This is a genomic window from Psychrobacter proteolyticus (assembly GCF_039762275.1).
Classification (GTDB): domain Bacteria; phylum Pseudomonadota; class Gammaproteobacteria; order Pseudomonadales; family Moraxellaceae; genus Psychrobacter; species Psychrobacter proteolyticus_C.
In genome coordinates this window covers 40676-62795 of the sequence record NZ_JBDLOB010000008.1, presented here as the reverse complement: position 1 = coordinate 62795, position 22120 = coordinate 40676, and the positions used below count along the sequence as shown (strand labels likewise).

Below are 22120 nucleotides of genomic sequence, written 5' to 3'. Positions count from 1 at the left end.
TCAAGGAACGTTACCTTAACAAAATAGGTCTTAACTATCAATCTATTACAAAATAAAACTTGATAAAACTATTAATTTACTCTAAAAGACTTTGATAGTTTTATTAAAATAATTAAATATACAGGCAGGTAAATACGTCCTTAATTCGATGCTGTTTCGATGTTTTTTTAATATTGTTTCGATGTTATTTGGGCAATAATCTAAGTAATTGTGCATCATTACCGTCTTCAAGTGTCCACACTTGCCCGTCTACTGCTAGCACACTGCGGACACGCTCTCCCATGTCATAGCGATAACGCTCAGCGGCGGTATTGTCGTCGTTTATGCCCACTACGATAAGCGCTTTAGACGATAGGCCACTGATAAGCGCATTGCCTTGCCAGCTAGGAAAGTCATTATGAGTACCAGCCACATAGATGCTCATAGCAGATGGTGATATGACAGGTGTCCAAGTAATTTTTGGTGCCGTAAACTCTGGCTTTGTGTCATGGTCAGGAATATCTAAACCTGAATAATTACGGCCATTGGATACCACTGGCCAGCCATAATTGTTACCCTTCTCAATAATATTAAATTCATCGCCACCTTTTGGTCCCATCTCATGCGCCCACAGCTGTCCGCTATCGTCAAATGCCATACCAAGCACATTGCGATGTCCGATGGTCCAAAACTGTTTGGCCAACTCATTGTCAGTAAACGGATTGTCTGTCGGGGTGTTACCATCAGGACTCAACCGTATTATCTTACCCAGATTGCCATTCATGTCTTGTGCTGGGTCTTTGTCTTGACGCTCGCCTGAGCTGATATATAGATAGCGTCCATCAGGCGAAAACAGCAAACGATGACTATAATGTCCCTGCCCTGTAACTTTCGGAGACTGTTGCCAGATAGGCGTGATATCTTGCAACGTAGGTGTGGCTGTCTCTAGTCCTGAAAGTGTCGCTTTGATAACTTTAGCGCCAAATTTATTACTATCACTTCCTGTTCCTGCTTCCGCGTAGCTGAGATAGACGGTATTGGACGTCGCAAAATCTGGAGCCACAATGATATCCCCCAAGCCACCTTGACCACCGTAAGCGACTGTAGGAATGCCTTCGACTTTAGTCTTATTACCCGTCGCGGTATCTACGATAAATAGCTCACCTGTTTTTTGTGTTACTAACAATTTTGGCGCTTCGTTATCTGCAATGGGTAACGCTGTCATAGCCCAAGGCTCATCAAAGGTAGCGATTACTTTGGTGGTAAAGTCAGGCTTGCTAGTCTCTGTTTGTGTGGTAGTTTGTGTGGCGGTTTGAGCATCGCTATCTGAAGTGGAAACTTTTTTAGACTCTGTTGCGGTACTTTTATTATTACTAGTACTTACTGCTGAAGGATTGGAGCACGCGGCGGTGCTAAACAGCAATGCTGCAATGATTAGTGGCGAAGTTAAAGGTATATTTATACGTTCAATATGAGCTGTCATCGTTCTGTTTCTCCATTCAATTGATACTTATACTATTAGTCTTTGATTTAGTTATAGCATAGTCCTGAGACTTAAGAGATATTGAAATGGTAAAAGAACAGTAACGTAAAACGCGCCTTATAAATAAAAACCCCTTACCTACGATTGTAGATAAGGGGTTTGTTTTAAGCGTAGAGTTGGGTCATAAAGATGTCAAGGATAAACTGATTAGCTCATTCTAAGCTTATCAAAAGTTAGCTTGTCGTCGGCACCCACATCGACTTTGATAATATCACCAGCGACAAAATCACCTGCTAATAGTTTCAATGACAATGGGTTTTCGATCTCTTGTTGAATGGCACGCTTTAAAGGACGAGCACCATAAACAGGGTCATAACCCACGGCAACCAATTTATTCATCGCGTCGGCTGACAGCTCAATATCCATCTCACGCTCTTGGATACGCTGACGTAATCGATCCAGTTGAATATCCGCAATACCTGCCATCTGCGACATACCAAGCGGGTGGAAAACTACGATTTCGTCAATACGGTTGACGAACTCTGGACGGAAATGCTGCCCAACAGAATCCATTACTTCCGCTTTGATATCCTCGTAACTTTCACCAACCATCTCTTGAATCTTATGCGAACCCAAGTTACTGGTCATGATAATCACAGTGTTTTTAAAATCTACCACCCGACCTTGCGAATCTGTTAAGCGGCCATCGTCCAATACTTGCAATAAGATATTGAACACATCAGGGTGCGCCTTTTCTACTTCATCGAACAATATGACGCTATATGGCTTACGGCGTACCGCTTCAGTCAATGTACCGCCTTCTTCATAACCGACATAACCTGGAGGTGCCCCGACGAGACGGCTGACACTGTGTTTTTCCATATATTCACTCATGTCGATACGTACAATCGCATCTTCAGAGTCAAACAAGAAGTTTGCTAGTGACTTAGTCAGCTCGGTTTTACCAACACCCGTAGGTCCTAAGAATAAAAACGAACCAGAAGGACGGTTGGGGTCAGATAAGCCTGCACGGCTACGACGTACCGCATTGGCCACCGATTCGACCGCTTCGTTTTGACCAATGACACGCTCATGGAGCTTTTCTTCCATTGCTATCATCTTGTCACGCTCACCTTGCATCATTTTGCTGACTGGAATACCAGTCGCGGCTGCCACCACTTCGGCGATTTCATTGTCGGTGACTTTATTACGTAGCAATTTCACACCGCTACCTTCACCTGTCTGCTCTTTTTGCTCAGCCAAATCAGACTCATGAATACGACGTTCTAACTGCGGAATGGTTTCGTACTGCAGCTTACTCATGGTCTCATAGTCGCCTTCGCGGCTAGCCTTATCATACGCAATACGGGCTTTATCTAGCTCATCTTTTAGCTGTTGACTGCCTTTGACCAGTGCTTTCTCTGCCTGCCAGACCTCGTTGAGATCAGCATACTCTTTTTCCAATTCTGCTATTTGTGCATCGAGCACTTTACGCTCTGCTTGCGCGCCAGCATCCTCTTCATTTTTGAGCACTTCACGCTGCATTTTTAGCTGAATCAAACGGCTATCGAGCTTACCTAATGATTCAGGCTTGCTATCCATCTCCATGCGCAAACGACTGGCTGCTTCATCAATTAAGTCAATTGCTTTATCTGGTAGCTTACGATCGGTGATATAGCGGTGACTCATGCGCGCAGCAGCGATAATGGCACTGTCTTGAATATCGACGCCGTGATGCAGCTCGTAACGTTCTTTTAGACCCCGTAATATCGCAATAGTATCTTCGACCGTTGGCTCATCGACCAGTACCTTTTGGAAACGACGCTCAAGTGCGGCATCTTTTTCGATGTACTTACGGTACTCATCCAGCGTCGTCGCTCCGACACAATGCAGCTCACCACGTGCCAATGCAGGTTTTAGCATATTGCCCGCATCCATCGCGCCTTCAGATTTACCTGCCCCGACCATCGTATGCAGCTCATCTATGAACAAGATGACGTTGCCTTCTTGCTTAGCCAAGTCGCTCAATACGCTTTTGAGACGCTCTTCAAACTCACCACGGAATTTTGCCCCTGCAATGAGCGCGCCCAAGTCTAATGACAGCACTTCTTTACGGCGTAGACCTTCTGGTACTTCGCCATTGATAATTTTTTGTGCCAAGCCTTCGACGATAGCCGTTTTACCAACGCCTGGCTCACCAATCAGCACAGGGTTGTTTTTGGTACGGCGCGACAGTACTTGAATGGTACGACGAATCTCTTCGTCACGGCCAATGACTGGATCTAGCTTGCCAAGTTCTGCTTGTTCAGTTAGATTTATCGTGTACTTGTTGAGTGCGTCACGCTGATCTTCTGCGTTTTGATTATTCACCGTATCATCGCCGCGTAATTGCTCAATCACCACTTTTAACTTGCTTGCCGTCACGCCGGCGCTTTCAAATATCTTTTTGGTTTCGCCTTGCTCAGCGAGTGCCAACATCACCCATTCCGTCGCGATAAAATCATCGCCTTCTTTTTGTGCCTGACGATCGGCCAAGTTCAAGATTTTGACCGAGTTTGGGTTTAGGTTGACGTCACCTGTCGGTTCCGAAATGGTCGCTTGGTTATCTAGTGCTTTAGCAACGCCATTTTTTAGCGCTGGGATAGAAGCACCTGCTTGTTGGCAGATAGATAAATTAGACTCATCTTGTAGCAATACGGCAAGCAAATGCACAGGATCGATACCTGTATGATCGCGACCTAACGCTAGACTTTGTGCTTCTTGAATGGCGGACTGCAGTTTTTGAGTAAACTTCTCAAATCTCATGTCTATATCCTTTTATAATTGGTATTTTCAGTAGCACCTCCAAGGATTATCTTAGTTTAGTGCCTACTGTTATCTGTCACTTATATAAGGTATATATACACCTATTTCAAGACGATTACTAAATAAAACCTTACTTAAAATAATGATATTTATTATTAATAATATTTAAATGAGCTATTAATATCAGTTAAAGGTAGTTAGTAGATAAGTTATGCCATTTTATTAGTGCAAATGAAAGATAAATCTTCATTAAATACGCTAATAAATAATGCACCTACTTAGTATAAATTAGATAACAATCCGACTATTCTACTCCACGATTTCGATAGGAGTACCAAGTATCACCGTTGCCATAATTTCATCCATCTCGTCATTGGTAACCGCGATACAACCATCTGTCCAATCACGTCGTTGATTCAACCAGCCCAAATATCCAAAGCCATTCATCTGCCCATGAATCATGATATTGCCGCCTGCATTGACTCCTAGTTTTTTAGCATATGCTCTATCAGCAGCATTGGGATAGCTAATATGAATAGAGCGATGCGCAATAGAGTTCTCATTTTTATATTCTAATGTATAAACCCCGACTGGCGTGCGCTGGTCGCCTTCTTGTTGCTTATGACCTGTTGGATTGCCCCCTAGCGCAATACGATACGACCTAATGGCTTTACCATCGCTCATCAGTTTTAAGACACGATCTGATTTATCGACGAAGACTCGGTCAATGATTATGGAAGGAGGAATAGGGCTTTTGGCTTTTGAGGTGCTTTTAACATAAGCAATAGCGCTGGTGCTAACAATAGCAGCAAGACTAAGACCAATGATAATGGGCAACCAAGGCGTACGCTGCTCATTTGATAAGTAAGATTTTTTATAAAAAAATGGCATAGACTTTGATTTCCATAATTAATTTTTTGTCATTAATCATATGTATCAAAGCACTATGCCAGATTCTGTAGATACGTTTTGTGCAAAAGTGATGAATCACTCACTAGACTGCTACACCATACGAATAGCACCATCTAAGCGAATGACTTCACCATTTAGATAAGCATTATCGATGATGTGAGTGACCAATTTGGCAAATTCATTGGGAGCGCCTAAACGTTTAGGATATGGCACACCTGCTTCTAGCTGCTCGCGTGCCTTTTCAGGAATACTGTCCATCATCGGTGTAGCAAAGACACCTGGTGCGATGGTCATCACACGAATACCATGCCGTGCCAGCTCGCGAGCAAGTGGCAAAGTCAGACCAACCACGCCTGCCTTAGACGAAGAATAGCTGGCTTGACCTACTTGTCCGTCAAAGGCGGCGATAGAGGCTGTATTAATAATAATGCCTTGATCTACATTCTTCTCTACATGGTCGCCCGCACTACTGTCATTCGCTATGCGCTTGGCAATGCTAGCAGCAACCAAACGAGCAACGTTAAATGAGCCGACCAGATTGATATTGACCCCACGGCTAAATGCCTCAAGGTCTGCCGGATTATTATCACGATCCAGTAGCTTTTGTACCACTACGATACCAGCACAGTTGATTGATCCTTGCAGGCCACCGAAAGCTGACTCTGCCATGTCGACCGCTGATTGCACTTCATCACCGTTAGTGATATCACAGCGTACAAATCGCACACTATCACCCAACTCAGCGACCAATGCTTGCCCAGCAGATTCATTTAAATCAGCGATAACGACGTTGCCACCTTGACCCACAATCGCCCGAGCCACTGACTCTCCCAAACCTGATGCACCGCCTGTGACCAAAAAGCTGTTTTCTTTAACTTGCATGATTATTCCTTTAAATTTTTGCTTCTTATTAGATATTTTTCTATTAAATTTATAAATGCTTTACCAACTCACTCATGCAGCAGACAGACTACGCAGCAAAAAGCGTTGAATCTTACCACTTGGCGTTTTCGGTAACTCGGTCACAAACTCGACCTCACGCGGATAAGCATGAGTGGATAGACGTTTGCGTACTAGCTCTTGGATTTCTTTGGCTATTTGCTCACTGCCTTCGATGCCATCTTTTAGCACCACATAAGACTTAATAGTGTGACCACGCACTTCATCTGGCACGCCTACTGCCGCAGATTCTGCCACTGCTTCATGCTCTAACACAGTGTTTTCGACATCAGTAGGCCCTACGCGGTAACCTGCGGTAATAATGATGTCATCATCACGGCCTGAGAACCAGTAACTGCCGTCACTATGACGCTCAACCACATCACCTGTCAGATAGTAATCATCTACAAAGGCCTGTTTTTCATTCCAGCTATAGCCACGGAAATAAAACGCAGGTGACTGACTGACCACGACTGCTAGCTGCCCTTGCTCACCATCCGGTAGCACATTCATGTCATCATCTAGTACGACTAGCGTATGACCTGGGAGCGCCATACCCATCGAGCCAACAGGACAGTCATGTGCCAGTGCATGATGTGCACAGCAAGTCATACCGGTTTCTGTTTGCCCGTATTGGTCTTTGACTTGGCACGCCAGATAGGTTTCAACCCAGTTAACGACTTCAGTATTCAGTGTCTCTCCTGCCGAGTTGGCACAGCGTAAAGACAGCTTAGCACTAGTATCGTTATGAGCGCCTTCATTAACACTATCAAACACACCGCTAGACTTCATCATTCGAAATGCAGTTGGTGAAGAGGCCAAATTGGTAATCTTGTGACGCACCATAAAGTCACGCGTATTAGTCGCGTCAAATCCTGCTTCATTAAAATAAGTGGTGATGCCCAATAGCAGCGGCCCTGTGATTGCATAGTACAAGCCATATGCCCAGCCTGGATCGGCCATGTTCCAATATTGATCATCTTCGCGTAGATCGATGGCATAACGCATATATAGGTAAAAAGCAGGTAATGCGGCTAACGGAACGCTGACGCCTTTTGATTTACCGACTGTACCAGAGGTAAACATTTGCAAGAATGGCGCATCCGTATCGAGAATCACTGGTTCAATCGTTTGCGATTGTGCTGCCATAGACTGGGTGTAGTGATCGTCACCCCATGTCTGAGCATCCTCAGCACTGCCGACCAATACCATTTTGGTTTGCTCAGCCAAATCTTCAAACTTGCTGCGATTCTCTAGGTTAGTAAAAACGACTTTGGTATCGGCTTTGTCCATCCGATACTTGATGGAGTCATAACCAAAAGCAGTAAATAGCGGCTGATATACGGCTCCGATACGCCATGTCGCCAATACAACGGTTAGCAGCTCTGGCGTGCGCGGTAGCATCGTCGCTACTTTGTCTCCCGCTTTTACCCCATACGACTGTAGCAAGTTAGCGATTTGAGCACTCGCTTTGTCAAGCTCACCAAAGCTCATGCGCGTTATATTGCCTGCGGTGTCTTCGTGTACTAGCGCGGCATTGTCAGCGCGGCCATCGCGTACATGGCGACCACAGCAAGCCATATAAGCATTTAAACGATCATCCACCTGCTCGCCAAATATTTCTGACAGCAGTGTATTCATATCAAAATTATTATAGTAATCGGTATAGTTTTTTGGCGTGATGGTAATATCTGTATCTGTATCAATATTCGTCGGAGTTTGAGAGGCGGTGTTCATAAGCTAATCCTTTAGCAATAGCAGGTCACTGGTAAAATGGTATTTATGATTGCAAAACGGCCATATCCTATAGACCGTTTCATAGGTTCGTATTTATCATGCTCTATTAGTAACGCATTTCCACGTTTATTTCAATACATAACGTATCATTTTTATTTTATAGAAATAAAGATAATCTATAACTAATTATCATTAATTCGCTATAAGTCCGCGAAGACACCTACAATCAATAGCCAAAGTACTGCCACATATTTTCAATTTCCTATTAAGGAGTTAACACCTCAATATTACTATCTACAACCTCAACTTAAACATCAGTTCTTAAAAACCCTAACAATGCTTTTTCTTCACAGCTTTGGTATTTTTTGGTTCGACCACGGCGCGCTTGTTTGTAAGCCTCAAAAAATTGCCCTGCCAAAAAATGCTCAATGACAATGGGATGAATATAAGAGGCACGGCATACGGTCGGCGTGTTGCCTAGCTCTGCTGCCACACTTTTTACCATATCAGTGACTAATTGCTGTCGCTCAGCGCTTTCTGGCGCACTGGCTAGTATGTTAGCGCCTGCAGTCGTTTGTAGTTCGTCATAAAGGTAGCTTGCTGCGAGTACACTGGCCATCCATGTGCGAAAATCTTTTGCGCTGTACAGCTTGCTTTCGCAGTCCATGCCGCACGTATGCATCCGTAAGTAGTCATTGATATCGCTACTGTCAACGACTTGCTTATGTCCGTTGTCATCTAGATATTTGAATATTTGATAACCTGGCAGCTCAGAACAGGCTTGCACGATATCTATTAAACGTTCATCTTGTAGTTCAATATGATGCTCTTTCGCGCTTTTTCCGACAAAATCAAATGCCAGTCCATTGTCGGTTTCACTGACATGCTTGCTGCGTAGCGTACTCAGACCATAGCTTTTGTTTTGTTTGGCGTAGCGGCTGTTGCCAATACGAATTAAAGTGGTCTCTAGCAATTTAACAACGGCAGCGAGTACATTGGTGCGTGACAGCGACTCTGCTTCCAAATCTATCTCCACCTGCGCGCGTAGATTGGGCAGCGCCTCTGCAAATCCTATCATCGCATCAAACTTTGCTTGGTCACGGATATTATTCCATGACGGATGATACAAGTACTGTTTGCGCGATTTTTCGTCTCGCCCTGTTGATTGCAAATGACCTCTTTCATCTTGGCATATCCATACCTCTGACCACATAGGTGGTATCACCAATGCATCAAAACGCTGGCGCAATGCTTTGTCTTTGATCGTGTTGCCCGTTGCATCACGATAAGTAAAGCCGCGACCCCAACGTCTACGCTCGTAGCCTGGTTCATCGTCACTCACATAACGCAAATTAGCACGGCGTGCGAGATGCTCGTAATCATGACGCACGTCTTTGGTCATTGTTTGCTGGCTTGCCTTTACTGTTGCCTTTGTCATAAACCTGTATACCTTTAATAATTCATGGCTTTAGCATAATTAATGACGGTAGTTTTTGCTGTTTATTTGGCACAGACAAAGTGTAATGCTGTGTAAAACATGGTTTTCAGGATAGTAGCTTAAAATTTATTTGAAATATGACACAAAAAAAACGCCAAGCATAAAATACTTGGCGTTTTTCGTTTTGATACTGCTATAACTTAGAAGTCGTTATTTACCATATACACATAGATAAGCGGTTTCGACGTCTACTTTTACTTGGAACTTTTGATTGGCTTCAACCGTGAATTGCTCGCCAGCGTTAAACGTTTGCCACTCATCACTCTCTGGCAGCTTAACCGTCAATGCACCGCTCACCACGCTCATGGTTTCGAATTCACTGGTGCCAAATTCATATTCACCAATTTCCATGACGCCAACAGTCGCAGGCTTGGTCGCCGTTTGAAAAGCAATAGAAGTCACTTTATCATCAAAATAATTATTAACGCTTGGCATAATTTTCCTTAATTAAATATTGGTTACTATTTTAAAACGGCTGCTTATTTAAAACGGCCTTTTACAGTCCTGCTTTTAGACTCGCTTCGATAAACTGATCGAGGTCACCATCTAGCACCGCTCCGGTGTTAAAGGTTTCAACACCCGTACGCAAGTCCTTGATACGTGAGTCATCGAGCACGTACGAGCGAATTTGACTGCCCCAACCGACGTCAGACTTGCCATCTTCGACTGCTTGCTGTGATTCCATACGTTTTTGCATTTCAAGCTCATACAGCTTAGCACGCAGCATTTTCATCGCGGTGGCTTTGTTACCATGTTGACTACGCTCATTCTGACAGGTCACTACCACGCCCGACGGCTCATGGGTAATACGTACCGCAGAATCTGTCGTGTTTACGTGCTGACCACCCGCCCCAGATGAGCGATAGGTATCGATACGCAAATCCGCAGGATTGATATCAATCTCGACGTTGTCGTCAATCTCAGGCGAGACAAACACCGCAGCAAACGACGTATGACGACCATTATTACTATCAAATGGTGATTTACGTACTAGACGATGGACACCAATTTCGGTACGCAACCAACCAAAGGCATAATCACCTTTAATCTCAATGGTTGCCGACTTGATACCAGCCACGCTACCTGAGGACACTTCAATCACATCTACTTTGAAGCCATGAGCTTCTGCCCAGCGTGTATACATGCGCAGCAGCATTTCAGCCCAATCTTGCGCTTCAGTACCGCCACTGCCTGACTGAATATCCAAGTAGCAGTTGTTTGGATCCATCTCACCGCTAAACATTCGGCGGAATTCTAAATCAGCGACACGTTTCTCGGCGCTATCTAGCTCGCTCTGCACATCAGCTAGCAAGGACTCATCTTCTGCTTCGACTGCCAACTCTAGCATAGCAGACGCGTCCTCTAGTGTGGTTTCAAGAGAAACCACCACATCGATGACACCGTCAAGGTGACTTTTTTCTTTATTAATTTTGGTCGCGCGCTCTGGATCGTTCCATAGCTCAGGGTTTTCTAACTCTAAATTGACTTCTTCTAAGCGTTCTTGCTTACCATCGAAGTCAAAGATACCTCCGCAAGTCCTGCCCACGCTCTGATAAATCTTTAATCTGCTCTTGATACGGATTGATTTCCATAAATATTCCTGTTTTTCTAATAAAATAAATAACGCATGTGGCGCTATTTTAAATGAGATTGATACTAAATGGTTCGCTAATTATCGCTGATGCCAATGTTGCTACTATTACTAGCTTAAATAATCTAGATCGACCAATCTTCTACTGCCCATCGATGGGCCAAAGCATGCGCATGTAACGCATCATCAGGTGATACGCAAACGGCCACATCAGCCCATTCGAGTAACGGAATATCATTTTTGGAATCTGAATACGCATACGTTTTTTCAAACGTGATACCAGAGGCTTGCTGTTTATTTAGCCATTTATCCAAATGGTATATTTTGCCCGCTTGAAAGTTTGGTCTGTCAGTTAGCTTACCTGTATAGCGATTATCTTTGATCTCTAATGGCGTTGCCAATACATTGGCTTCTTCTACACCAAAACGCTTGGCAATGGCCGACACTACAAAATCATTGGTCGCAGAAATAATCACGACTTCGTGCCCTTGCTCAATATGCTGACACAATGCTTCCATTGCTTTTGGGCGAATATGTGGCTCGATTTCGCTTTTGATATAGTCTTCTCTTAGCTCATCCAGTCTATCAAGCGGCAGACTACTCAAAAACTGCGCAACGAATTCATTGTACTCTGTCGCGTCTAGTGTGCCTTCAATATAATCATTATAAAATTTCTGGTTGGCAGTGCGGTACTGCGCCTCATCGACAAGGTCATGCTTTACGATATACTCACCCCAGAGATAATCGCTATCAACATCAAGTAATGTATGATCTAAATCAAATAGTGCCAGTTGTTTTTGTTTTGTTTGTGCTTGATTTGCCTGCATGGTGAGACCTTATCGTTGGTTACGAAAAAATATGAATCGTTTAATAAAATTGGGTACGTTATGCATTAAGGCTGACCGTATTAATTGAACAGTCTATCAATGAAATAAGTATGCGCCCTATCGTCTATCTATTTAAACTTAGCTCGTTTACTTACCCTTAGTCAGGCATCGCTATTTCTGTCAAGCTTGTTTTAAATTTCTGGCAACGCTCAGCATAATGTAGCGCTGACATTTTTAGCATCGCTGCTTGCTCATCTGTTAGCGTCTTGACCACTTTTGCAGGCGCGCCCATCACTAGCGAGTTATCAGGAATAACCTGACCTTCAGTAATCAAGGCTTTCGCCCCTATCAGACAGTTTTTACCAATTTTGACATTATTAAGTACCACAGCGCCAATACCAATCAAGCTATTATCACCGACTTCACAGCCATGCAACATAGCCAAATGGCCAATAGTCACATAATTACCAATAGTAACTTTGATACCTGCATCAGTATGAATCACACTGTTTTCCTGCACATTACTATAGTCACCGATATGGATACGATCGTTGTCACCGCGTATCACTGCACCGAACCAAATATTGGCTTGATGGCCTAAATACACATCGCCCATCACTTGCGCCGAGTCTGCTACCCAGCCATTGAACGGTGCGGCAAACTCAGGGGTTTTGTCTAAATACTGATAAATCATAACGACTCCTTGTCATCTTCATTATTGTTATAACAAATGATCATAAAAACTGGGACTAGCGCTTCGCTGTCCATTGTGGCAAAGCCAACTGCGAAAATCCAGCGCTATTAATACACGCTTGATGTCGAGTTTGATAAAAGAAAAGGTAGCTTGTATTTGCTTAGGCTATTTTTATAGAGTCAATATCTCTATAAAGTCCTCATTATTAGCCATGAAATGACTATTAATCCAGTAAATCGGCTAGCTATAACCGTCTATTTTGTATATAATACGCAAAATCTGTGCCTAAGCGAGCGGACATGATGCAAGTTACCTATTCACTATCTAGTGGGTTTTGTAGTTTTCATCAATAATGTCTTCTCGCTTTTTTGTGGAAAATTTTTGTGTATCGCCCTTTTTTTACTTTTATATGACAACAGTCAAATGCCGTAAATAAAAGGATACGGAGCAATTTTATACCAACAAAACACGATGGCACTCACCAATAACAGCGGAGGCAATCCTTGAATTCATCGGCAGAAATACAAGCAATTTTGGCACTAGCAGACGGTACAATCTTTCGCGGTGTCAGTATCGGCAGCCTAGGTCATCGTATTGGTGAAGTGGTGTTTAACACAGCCATGACAGGGTATCAAGAAATCCTAACCGATCCAAGTTATGCCCGCCAGCTGGTGACTTTGACTTACCCTCATATCGGTAATACAGGCACCAATAGCGAGGACACAGAATCTGGCAATGGCCACAAAGTATGGGCAGACGGTCTTATCATCCGTGATGCCACCATGGCAACTTCGAACTTCCGTAACTCAGAGTCACTCAGCGACTATTTGCAGCGTAATGAGACAGTGGCTATCGCTGAAATTGATACGCGTCAGCTAACACGTCTATTACGTGATAAAGGTGCACAGAACGGCTGTATCATGACTGCCTCAAACGGCGAGACTATCAGCAGCGACGATGAGCAAAAAGCGATTGAGTTAGCAAAAGGCTTTGCAGGTCTAAAAGGCATGGACTTGGCAAAAGAATGCTGTACTACAGAGAACTTCGAGTGGACAGCAGGTACCTGGGATTTATCAGACACCCTACTCAACCGTGATATTCCTGGTAGTCATGATAGCGGTACTGGCGGCTTCTTTAAGCAACTCGGCACTCATATTGATTCTAAATACAACGTCGTCGCTTATGACTTCGGTAGCAAAACCAACATCTTACGCATGCTCGTTGACCGCGGTTGTCACGTAACGGTTGTACCAGCACAGACCCCTATCGCAGACGTGCTAGCAATGAACCCAGATGGCATCTTCTTATCAAACGGCCCTGGTGACCCTGCAGCTTGTGATTACGCAATCGATGCGGTACGTCACATCATTGAACAAACTGACGTGCCAACGTTTGGCATTTGCTTAGGCCATCAGCTGATTGGTCTGGCTAGCGGTGCAAATACTATCAAAATGAAAACAGGCCATCATGGTGCCAACCATCCAGTACAAGATTTGGCAACTGGCACGGTTATGATTACCAGTCAGAACCATGGCTTTGCGGTTGATGAAGACACGTTACCTGACAAAGTTAAATCTACTCATCGCTCATTATTCGATGGTACTAACCAAGGTATCGAGTTGACCAATAAGCCTGTATTTAGCTTCCAAGGTCACCCAGAAGCCAGCCCTGGTCCACATGACTGCGCGCCATTGTTTGATAAGTTTGCTGAGATGATGGAAGCGTCTAAAACTGCCCAAGCGTAAAAGGTTGATTATAACTACATAATAAGTAAACGCTTGAATTGTCCATAGCAGTTCAAGCGGCACTAAATAAAGCACTGCAAGTATAAAACGCCTTGAGCGTTATCAAAAATAAAGATTACTCAAATTATCATCCAAACGAAGGTAGCTCTAACTATGCCAAAACGTACCGACATAAAAAGCATTCTTATCATTGGCGCAGGCCCTATCGTCATCGGCCAAGCATGTGAGTTTGACTATTCAGGCGCACAGGCGTGTAAAGCACTAAAAGAAGAAGGCTACCGCGTCATCTTGGTCAACTCAAACCCTGCGACCATCATGACCGACCCTGTCATGGCTGACGCGACCTATATCGAGCCGATTACTTGGCAAACGGTTGAGCAAATTATTGCCAAAGAACGTCCAGATGCAATCTTGCCAACGATGGGCGGACAGACAGCACTAAACTGTGCGCTAGAGCTAGACAAGCACGGCGTATTGACCAAGTATAACTGCGAGTTGATTGGCGCGACCAAAGACTCAATCGAGATGGCAGAAGACCGCAACTTGTTTGATAAAGCCATGAAGCGTATCGGCCTTGAGTGCCCTCGCGCTGAAACGGCTGAAACCATGGAAGAAGCCTTTGCGACTCAAGAAAAAATGGGCTATCCGTGTATCATTCGTCCATCATTCACGATGGGTGGCTCAGGTGGCGGTATCGCTTATAACCGCGATGAGTTCATCGAAATCTGTGAGCGCGGTTTTGACTTATCTCCAAACCATCAGTTACTTATCGATGAGTCATTGATTGGTTGGAAAGAATACGAGATGGAAGTGGTTCGTGACAAAAACGACAACTGCATCATTATTTGTGCCATCGAAAACTTTGACCCAATGGGCGTGCATACCGGCGACTCAATCACCGTCGCACCAGCACAAACCCTGACCGACAAAGAATACCAAATCATGCGTAATGCGTCATTAGCAGTATTGCGTGAGATCGGTGTAGAAACGGGCGGCTCAAACGTCCAGTTCGGTATCAACCCTGATACTGGTCGCATGGTCGTCATTGAGATGAACCCACGCGTATCACGCTCGTCTGCCCTAGCCTCAAAAGCCACTGGCTTCCCGATTGCCAAAATCGCAGCAAAACTGGCGATTGGTTATACCCTAGATGAGTTGCAAAACGACATCACTGGTGGCAAAACGCCAGCCAGCTTTGAGCCTGCGCTTGATTATGTCGTGACTAAGATACCTCGTTTCAACTTCGAAAAATTCCCACAAGCGGACAATATCCTGTCGACTCAGATGAAATCGGTCGGTGAAGTGATGGCAATCGGTCGTAACTTCCAAGAGTCGATGCAAAAAGCATTGCGCGGCATGGAAACAGGTGCGGATGGCTTTGATGAGCAAATTGACTTATCAAAAGTCAGTGCTGAGAAGGCTCGTAGCGAAATCATCAACCGCCTAACCATTCCAACACCTGAGCGTATTTACTACGTTGCAGATGCATTCCGCGTCGGTATGAGTGTCGATGAAGTGTTTAACTTTACCAAGATTGACCCATGGTTTTTGGTACAGATCGAAGACATCGTTAAAACAGAAGCTACCGTAAAATCACTTGGTTTTGGCGGATTGAACGAGAAAAATCTACGTAGCTTTAAACGTAAAGGTTTATCAGATTTGCGTTTGGCTAAATTGCTTGGTATCTCACAAAAGCAACTACGCAAAAAGCGTTGGGATCTAAACGTCTATCCAGTCTATAAACGTGTCGATACCTGTGCAGCAGAGTTTGCTACTAGCACGGCCTATATGTACTCGACGTACGATAGCGAATGTGAAGCAAACCCAACAGACAAAAAGAAAATCATGGTTATCGGTGGCGGTCCTAACCGTATCGGCCAAGGTATTGAGTTTGATTACTGCTGTGTGCATGCAGCACTTGCCATGCGTGAAGATGGTTACGAGACCATCATGGTCAACTGTAACCCAGAAACGGTTTCAACCGATTATGACACCTCAGACCGTCTATACTTTGAGCCAATCACGTTAGAGGACGTGCTAGAGATCGTTCGTATCGAAAACCCTGATGGCGTGATTGTACAATTCGGTGGTCAAACACCATTGAAACTTGCTCGTGCACTAGAGTCAGCAGGCGTTAAAATCATCGGTACTAGCCCAGATGCAATTGACCGTGCTGAAGACCGTGAGCGCTTCCAGCATATGATTCAGCAGCTAAACCTAGTACAGCCGTCAAACGCACTAGCAACCAGCTTAGAAGACGGCTTGGTTAAAGCAAAAGACGTAGGCTATCCATTGGTTGTACGTCCATCTTATGTATTAGGTGGCCGCGCGATGGAAATCGTCTACAACGAAGACGAGCTAAGACATTACCTACGTACTGCGGTACAAGCATCGAACGAGGCACCTGTCCTGCTAGATCGCTTCTTAGATGATGCTATCGAAGTTGACGTAGACTGTGTCTGTGATGGTACTGATGTCGTCATCGGCGGTATCATGCAACATATTGAACAGGCTGGCGTCCACTCAGGTGACTCAGCATGCTCACTGCCGCCATACTCACTGTCTAAAGAGCTATGTGACGTGATGCGAGCACAGACGGTCGCTATGGCAAAAGAGCTAGGCGTTATCGGTCTGATGAACGTACAGTTCGCAGTAAAAGGCGAAACCGTATATATCCTAGAAGTGAACCCACGTGCTGCACGTACAGTACCGTTCGTCTCTAAGTGTATCGGTACTTCGTTAGCACAGGTTGCTGCTCGCTGTATGGCTGGTACTTCGCTTAAAGACCAAGGCTTTACCACTGAGATTGTCCCAGCATTCTATGCGGTCAAAGAAGCGGTATTCCCATTTGCTAAGTTCCCAGGTGTTGACCCAATCTTGAGTCCTGAGATGAAATCAACGGGCGAAGTTATGGGCGTAGGCAAAACCTTTGGCGAAGCATTCTACAAGGCCATTATCGGTAGTAATGAGCGTCTGCCAGGCTTGCCAACTGAAGGCGAGACAAAAACCGTCTTTATCTCAGTTCGTGACAGTGACAAAGCCCAAATCGCTCCGATTGCTCGTCAGCTTGCAGACTTTGGCTTTAAAATTGTCTCGACCACTGGTACGCAAAAAGTATTGAGCGACGCTGGTATCGAAAGTCAACAAATCAACAAGGTCACTGAAGGTCGCCCGCATATCGTTGATGCCTTGAAAAACGGCAAAATCGACCTTATCATCAATACCACTGAAGGTAAGCAAGCTCAAGAGGATTCGTTCTCTATTCGCCGCAGTGCGCTACAGGGCAAAGTATTCTACGTCACCACGTTAGGTGCCGCTGATGCCGTCTGCAAATCTTACGCGATTGACTTACCGTTTGATGTCTATAAGTTACAAGATTTGCATGAGCAAGCAAAGTCTATTGACGTGGCTGAATAATTTCAGTAGATTAAGCATAACCGTTAGGCTTGCCTAAAAGCTCACTCAAGTATCGTTGTTTGCTTTAAATATAGCCAACCATGCTTGAGGAACGATACCTTTACCGTGATAGACCTAAAAAGCATAGTGGCTAAATTGCGACTATGCTTTTTATTACGTAAGCTTAAGTACGCCTATGCTTGAATTGAGGTGAGATACACTCATAAATGATGGCCAACTTATTCATTACATCGTCTTAATTATCACTCTTTCATATTTTATATCCATTGCAACAACACTGACACCATCTCATTATGAGGTGGTGTGGTGTTATTGGTTTAAGGAAAAAACATGCAACGTTACCCAATGACTCCGCAAGGACACGCGGCTTTAGAAGCCGAATTAAAACAGCTAAAAAGTGTCGACCGTCCACGCATCACAGCATCGATTGCTGAAGCACGCGAACACGGCGATTTGAAAGAAAATGCTGAATACCATGCTGCCCGCGAGCAACAAGGTTTTTGTGAAGCACGTATTCGTGATATCGAAGCCAAACTTGGTGGCGCTCAAGTCATCGATCCTTCGACACTGCCAAAAGAAGGCCGTATCGTGTTTGGTGTTAGCGTCGTGATCGAAAACATGGACACCGAAGAAGAAAAACAATACAAAATCGTTGGTGATGATGAAGCCGACTTTAAAGCTGGCAAAATCTCAGTCAACTCACCAATCGCTCGTGGTTTAATTGGTAAATTCGAAGGCGACGAAGTGCGCATCGAAACGCCAAAGGGCGTGGTGGAATACGAAGTGATGAAAGTTATCTACGACTAATAGCTACACTACGTTCTAATCTATAAACTTGATACTCTCAATTGTAGACAGTTCGAGAAAAGACTTTTAGATAGCAGCTTCGATGACAATGATTGCGCCTGATTACTTTGCTATTCAATTCCATAGGTGAAAGCTGTACTACACATAGATAGCATTTATACCATTTCGGTTACACAATGCTGCTTTTATCCATGTTTTGTTTTGGCGCATAATTATTTGAGTTTGAGTGCACCACAGCTTCAAAATTCAGTTTATTCAATAAGAAATAGTTAAGGTTGAATAACTTTTATACAAGTTAGTATTGCGGCGCTTCTACTAAAAATAATGATGGTCTGATCGCAAACATAGGCTAATATCAGCACTACTACCCTCGTTATTTGGCATATTTTTCGGTGTCATTTAGCGGGGGTTTTGTTTATCTAGGCATTATCTATTGTTGTATTACTTACTATTATTTTTGAGGAGTCTTTTATGATTATGAACGATGGTTTTCAAGCATCAACTGCTACAACGACTATGGCAAAAAATGCAGCTATGTCTGCAATGCTAGCAGGTATCATGTTGGCCGCATCATCGGCCAATGCTGCCCCTGAGATTGCTATTAGCTCCTCTGCGAGCGGTAGCACCACGGTGGTCGAGCAATACTCTGATGGTAAAACTGCTACTATTACGGCGACGCCAAACGGTATCACTATGCAAGATGGTATGCCGTACTCGGTAACTCAGGTGACCACTGTGCCACGCTATGTCGTGCGTCAGTCTCCTGTTGTCCAAGGTATGACGACCGTTACTAGCGTACCGGTGACTAACTCTATTACCAATAAAGTCACTAAAGTAGATGTGATTACCACGCCTGCCAGCAGCGTGACGCAAGTGCTACCTGTCACAACCAACGTCATCCCGCCAGTGATTATGCAGCAGCCAGTGACCAATCAAGTAACGACAACGACGACAACTTTAGATACGTTGCAACTGACCCCGACTTTTAGCACGCCTGGCGTGGTCAATGCCAATACTAAAGTGATGAAAATTTTAAAAAATGCTGATGGACGTGAAGTTGCCGTTCCTGCCAATCATATTGCTCCTGGCGATGTAATCGAGTATCACACCACGTACACCAATACCACGGCACAGCCAGTCAATGACATCAACGCCATGATCTCATTACCAAGTGGCGTCCAGTTAGTCTCGTTGAATAGTCCTCTACCGACGCTTGCTACCACTGGCGGAGACAGCTATCAAACCATTAAGCAAGTTGGCAATACGGTGGTTGTCCAAGAAAACTACTCTGGTCTAAAATGGAACTTGGTGAACTTTGATGCCAATGCGGCCAAAACTGTCGTCATACGTGCCAAGGTTCAGTAAACATTAAACTGTCGCATATTATTATTTGACAGCTATCTAAATATGTAAAAGGTCTTGTGGACTAGTCATCTAGTCCATAAAATCTTTTTTTTGTGTCGGCGGCTTGGTTTTGCGTGAGGTAAAGCACTGCTTTAAGCTTAGGATATAAATGCTTGATGCAGTGGCAGAAATAGCTGAGCTTTTAGAGAAGATCATTTTTCTTTATACAGAATAGGTCGATTAATTAGATTATTAAGTTTTGTCATAAAAAAGATAAAACCAAAACCAAAGATTAACGTAGTGAGCACTCCTATCATGTTTTGATTGAACATTAGGTTTTTGGTATCTTCGTAAGTTATTTGCAGATCCTCCTCTGATTCTCTAATGTCTAAGCTGACTAATTGCGGTAAATTATTCGATACGCCTAAAAAATTGGGCTGATAGTACCAACCAACTCTTGCGTACTTGCCAAGCCTAGGTTCAAGGTATGTAGGACCCATACATGACCCAGTATTAATAAAGCCAAATACATTATAGCTACAGCCGTAAAGCGTTATTTGTTTAGGATTTTCGATAGATTGCAAGGCTATACTAAATCCCGTATCAGTGATAATGCCTTCACTGTATTGTAGCTCCGACTCCTGCGGAAAATCTCTACCCTGCCATTCCAAAAAATTGAGTGCAATGAAAAAAGATATAAACGAAACATTTAGAAACGTATCGAACTTTTGAGATGCTGATTTTTCTTTAAATTTTTTGAGCATAAAATTTCTCTAAAAGACCCTTTTATGGAATGTTTGAAAAAATCTATATTTACCCTTAAAAAGTGAATATATTAAGCCACAGAGTTTAGCCTTTAAATAAACCTCAAACTACTGTTTACTATATTAGACATGCACCATACGACACTATTTGTCGTGTTATTTTTTAAATTTTCTTATAGATACAATGACTTAGCGATAATTTTGGTAAAATAGTCTTTCATCAATTAATTGGTAAAACGCGACTTATGGCAAACATCAATTATGAAAGATTACAGGGCAAACTCAATATTTTGGCTGATGCTGCCAAGTATGATGTCTCTTGCTCATCTTCCGCTGGTACTCGCAAAAACCAAGGCGGCGGACTAGGCGATGCCTCAGCAACGGGTATCTGTCACAGCTATACCGAAGATGGTCGCTGCGTCAGCTTGTTAAAGATTCTTTTAACCAATCACTGCATTTACGACTGTGCTTATTGCACCTCGCGCAAGAGCAATGACACGCCGCGTGCTGCGTTCAGTGTCGAAGAAGTCGTCGACTTGACCATGCAGTTTTACCGCCGTAACTATATAGAAGGGTTATTTCTTAGCTCTGGTATCTTTAAAAGTGGTGACTATACGATGGAGCGACTGGTCGAAGTCGCCAAACTCTTGCGTACGCGTGAGCGCTTTAATGGTTACATCCATCTAAAGACCATCCCAGGTGCGTCAAAGGAACTGCTATTAGAAGCAGGGTTATATGCGGATCGTTTGAGCGTCAATATCGAGATTCCGACCAAATCAGGGTTGGCTTTGCTCGCGCCAGAAAAATCACATGACCAATTAAAAGCACCGATGGAGACTGTAAAAGAAGAAATTATCACCATTCGTGAAAGCCGAAAGACTCATAAAAAAGCGCCTAGGTTCACGCCAGCAGGTCAGACCAGTCAAATGATCGTTGGTGCGAGTAACGAGACTGACTTGCAGGTGATTCAGCTGTCGAGTCACTTTTACAAAACGTATGATCTCAAGCGGGTCTATTACTCAGGTTATGTACCTATGCTCTCTGATAATCGTTTGCCTGCGATTGGAACGCCTGTGCCGATGGTGCGGGAGAATCGTCTGTATCAAGCAGATTGGTTAATGCGCTTTTATGGTTTTGGTGCGCATGAGATTGTGGAGCCAGAATCGCCGTTCTTAGATTTGGACTGCGACCCAAAGCTTGCTTGGGCAATACGCCATCGCGAGCATTTCCCAGTCAATATCCAGACAGCGACTTATGAGATGATTGTACGCATCCCAGGTATCGGTACAAAGACTGCTAAGAAAATCGTCAAAGCACGTAAGTTCAATCAATTAACGCTATACCATCTAAAAAAGATGGGCGCTGCGGTTAACCGTGCTAAATACTTCATCGCGACCACTGGCAAAAACGAACACCTTGCACATCTAACGCGCGATAATTTCCGTCAGTATGTATTGGCTCAAACACAGACCAAGTTTAACGACCAACGTACTGGGCAGTTGGCTTTATTTTAGAATGGCTTTAGATAGTATGTGCTAAAGAAGGTTGCCATCTCGCTACTGTATTTATGATAGAAAT

At 43.9% G+C, this 22120-nt stretch carries 16 protein-coding genes; 5 read left to right on the top strand and 11 right to left on the bottom strand.

Going from position 1 to position 22120, the window contains the following annotated elements; all coding sequences use genetic code 11:
• Nucleotides 1–184: 184 nt before the first annotated feature.
• The 10 genes from ABFV72_RS11485 to ABFV72_RS11440 form a co-directional block, all read right to left on the bottom strand.
• Nucleotides 185–1462 (bottom strand): PQQ-dependent sugar dehydrogenase, encoded by a 1278-nt coding sequence (locus tag ABFV72_RS11485; protein WP_347163800.1) that lies wholly within the window; start codon nt 1460–1462, stop codon nt 185–187.
• A 207-nt stretch (nt 1463–1669) separates the two neighbouring features.
• Nucleotides 1670–4267 (bottom strand): ATP-dependent chaperone ClpB, encoded by a 2598-nt coding sequence (gene clpB, locus ABFV72_RS11480; RefSeq protein ID WP_347163799.1) that lies wholly within the window; start codon nt 4265–4267, stop codon nt 1670–1672.
• A 309-nt stretch (nt 4268–4576) separates the two neighbouring features.
• Nucleotides 4577–5158, bottom strand: a complete 582-nt coding sequence (locus tag ABFV72_RS11475; RefSeq protein ID WP_347163798.1) for a L,D-transpeptidase family protein — start codon at nt 5156–5158, stop codon at nt 4577–4579.
• Between the two features lie 111 nt (nt 5159–5269).
• Entirely contained in the window at nt 5270–6061 is a 792-nt protein-coding gene (locus ABFV72_RS11470; protein WP_347163797.1) for an SDR family NAD(P)-dependent oxidoreductase, read from the bottom strand.
• A 72-nt stretch (nt 6062–6133) separates the two neighbouring features.
• Complete coding sequence (locus ABFV72_RS11465; protein WP_347163795.1) at nt 6134–7855, bottom strand: AMP-binding protein; 1722 nt, start codon at nt 7853–7855, stop codon at nt 6134–6136.
• A gap of 307 nt (nt 7856–8162) precedes the next feature.
• Nucleotides 8163–9293, bottom strand: coding sequence for a DNA topoisomerase IB (locus tag ABFV72_RS11460; protein ID WP_347163794.1), 1131 nt, complete (start codon nt 9291–9293; stop codon nt 8163–8165).
• A gap of 210 nt (nt 9294–9503) precedes the next feature.
• Nucleotides 9504–9788 carry a pyrimidine/purine nucleoside phosphorylase gene (locus tag ABFV72_RS11455; RefSeq protein WP_057760713.1) on the bottom strand — a complete coding sequence of 95 codons (285 nt, stop codon included), beginning with the start codon at nt 9786–9788 and terminating at the stop codon, nt 9504–9506.
• Between the two features lie 61 nt (nt 9789–9849).
• Nucleotides 9850–10945 (bottom strand): peptide chain release factor 2 gene (gene prfB, locus ABFV72_RS11450; RefSeq protein ID WP_102078362.1). Its coding sequence is split into 2 segments (ribosomal slippage): nt 9850–10872 and nt 10874–10945, totalling 1095 coding nucleotides; the frame shifts between segments, so codons are not numbered across the junction.
• A 124-nt stretch (nt 10946–11069) separates the two neighbouring features.
• Nucleotides 11070–11771, bottom strand: a complete 702-nt coding sequence (locus tag ABFV72_RS11445) for an HAD family hydrolase (protein WP_347163792.1) — start codon at nt 11769–11771, stop codon at nt 11070–11072.
• A gap of 157 nt (nt 11772–11928) precedes the next feature.
• The gene (locus ABFV72_RS11440; protein WP_347163790.1) at nt 11929–12465 is read right to left on the bottom strand and encodes a gamma carbonic anhydrase family protein; all 537 of its coding nucleotides are present in this window, start codon (nt 12463–12465) and stop codon (nt 11929–11931) included.
• 503 nt (nt 12466–12968) lie between these two features.
• Between ABFV72_RS11440 and carA the strand changes: the two genes are divergently transcribed.
• From carA to ABFV72_RS11420, 4 genes are all read left to right on the top strand, one after another.
• Complete coding sequence (carA, locus tag ABFV72_RS11435; protein WP_347163789.1) at nt 12969–14210, top strand: glutamine-hydrolyzing carbamoyl-phosphate synthase small subunit; 1242 nt, start codon at nt 12969–12971, stop codon at nt 14208–14210.
• 153 nt (nt 14211–14363) lie between these two features.
• Nucleotides 14364–17627, top strand: a complete 3264-nt coding sequence (carB, locus tag ABFV72_RS11430; RefSeq protein ID WP_102091162.1) for a carbamoyl-phosphate synthase large subunit — start codon at nt 14364–14366, stop codon at nt 17625–17627.
• Between the two features lie 330 nt (nt 17628–17957).
• Nucleotides 17958–18434 carry a transcription elongation factor GreA gene (greA, locus tag ABFV72_RS11425; protein WP_057760725.1) on the top strand — a complete coding sequence of 159 codons (477 nt, stop codon included), beginning with the start codon at nt 17958–17960 and terminating at the stop codon, nt 18432–18434.
• A 471-nt stretch (nt 18435–18905) separates the two neighbouring features.
• Complete coding sequence (locus tag ABFV72_RS11420) at nt 18906–19799, top strand: hypothetical protein (protein WP_347163787.1); 894 nt, start codon at nt 18906–18908, stop codon at nt 19797–19799.
• A gap of 191 nt (nt 19800–19990) precedes the next feature.
• On the opposite strand, the gene ABFV72_RS11415 is transcribed toward ABFV72_RS11420, so the two are convergent.
• Entirely contained in the window at nt 19991–20542 is a 552-nt protein-coding gene (locus tag ABFV72_RS11415; protein WP_347163786.1) for a hypothetical protein, read from the bottom strand.
• 245 nt (nt 20543–20787) lie between these two features.
• On the opposite strand from ABFV72_RS11415, the gene ABFV72_RS11410 reads away from it, so the two are divergent.
• On the top strand, nt 20788–22056 hold the full coding sequence (locus ABFV72_RS11410) for a putative DNA modification/repair radical SAM protein (RefSeq protein WP_347163785.1): 1269 nt from the start codon (nt 20788–20790) through the stop codon (nt 22054–22056).
• Nucleotides 22057–22120: the final 64 nt, after the last annotated feature.

Excerpts from the sequence above, each read along its gene's own strand:
- ABFV72_RS11485 (WP_347163800.1), bottom strand. The coding sequence starts at position 1,462 with ATGACAGCTCATATTGAACGTATAAATATACCTTTAACTTCGCCACTA.
- clpB (WP_347163799.1), bottom strand. The coding sequence starts at position 4,267 with ATGAGATTTGAGAAGTTTACTCAAAAACTGCAGTCCGCCATTCAAGAA.
- ABFV72_RS11475 (WP_347163798.1), bottom strand. The coding sequence starts at position 5,158 with ATGCCATTTTTTTATAAAAAATCTTACTTATCAAATGAGCAGCGTACG.
- ABFV72_RS11470 (WP_347163797.1), bottom strand. The coding sequence starts at position 6,061 with ATGCAAGTTAAAGAAAACAGCTTTTTGGTCACAGGCGGTGCATCAGGT.
- ABFV72_RS11465 (WP_347163795.1), bottom strand. The coding sequence starts at position 7,855 with ATGAACACCGCCTCTCAAACTCCGACGAATATTGATACAGATACAGAT.
- ABFV72_RS11460 (WP_347163794.1), bottom strand. The coding sequence starts at position 9,293 with ATGACAAAGGCAACAGTAAAGGCAAGCCAGCAAACAATGACCAAAGAC.
- ABFV72_RS11455 (WP_057760713.1), bottom strand. The coding sequence starts at position 9,788 with ATGCCAAGCGTTAATAATTATTTTGATGATAAAGTGACTTCTATTGCT.
- ABFV72_RS11445 (WP_347163792.1), bottom strand. The coding sequence starts at position 11,771 with ATGCAGGCAAATCAAGCACAAACAAAACAAAAACAACTGGCACTATTT.
- ABFV72_RS11440 (WP_347163790.1), bottom strand. The coding sequence starts at position 12,465 with ATGATTTATCAGTATTTAGACAAAACCCCTGAGTTTGCCGCACCGTTC.
- carB (WP_102091162.1), top strand. The coding sequence starts at position 14,364 with ATGCCAAAACGTACCGACATAAAAAGCATTCTTATCATTGGCGCAGGC.
- greA (WP_057760725.1), top strand. The coding sequence starts at position 17,958 with ATGCAACGTTACCCAATGACTCCGCAAGGACACGCGGCTTTAGAAGCC.
- ABFV72_RS11420 (WP_347163787.1), top strand. The coding sequence starts at position 18,906 with ATGATTATGAACGATGGTTTTCAAGCATCAACTGCTACAACGACTATG.
- ABFV72_RS11415 (WP_347163786.1), bottom strand. The coding sequence starts at position 20,542 with ATGCTCAAAAAATTTAAAGAAAAATCAGCATCTCAAAAGTTCGATACG.
- ABFV72_RS11410 (WP_347163785.1), top strand. The coding sequence starts at position 20,788 with ATGGCAAACATCAATTATGAAAGATTACAGGGCAAACTCAATATTTTG.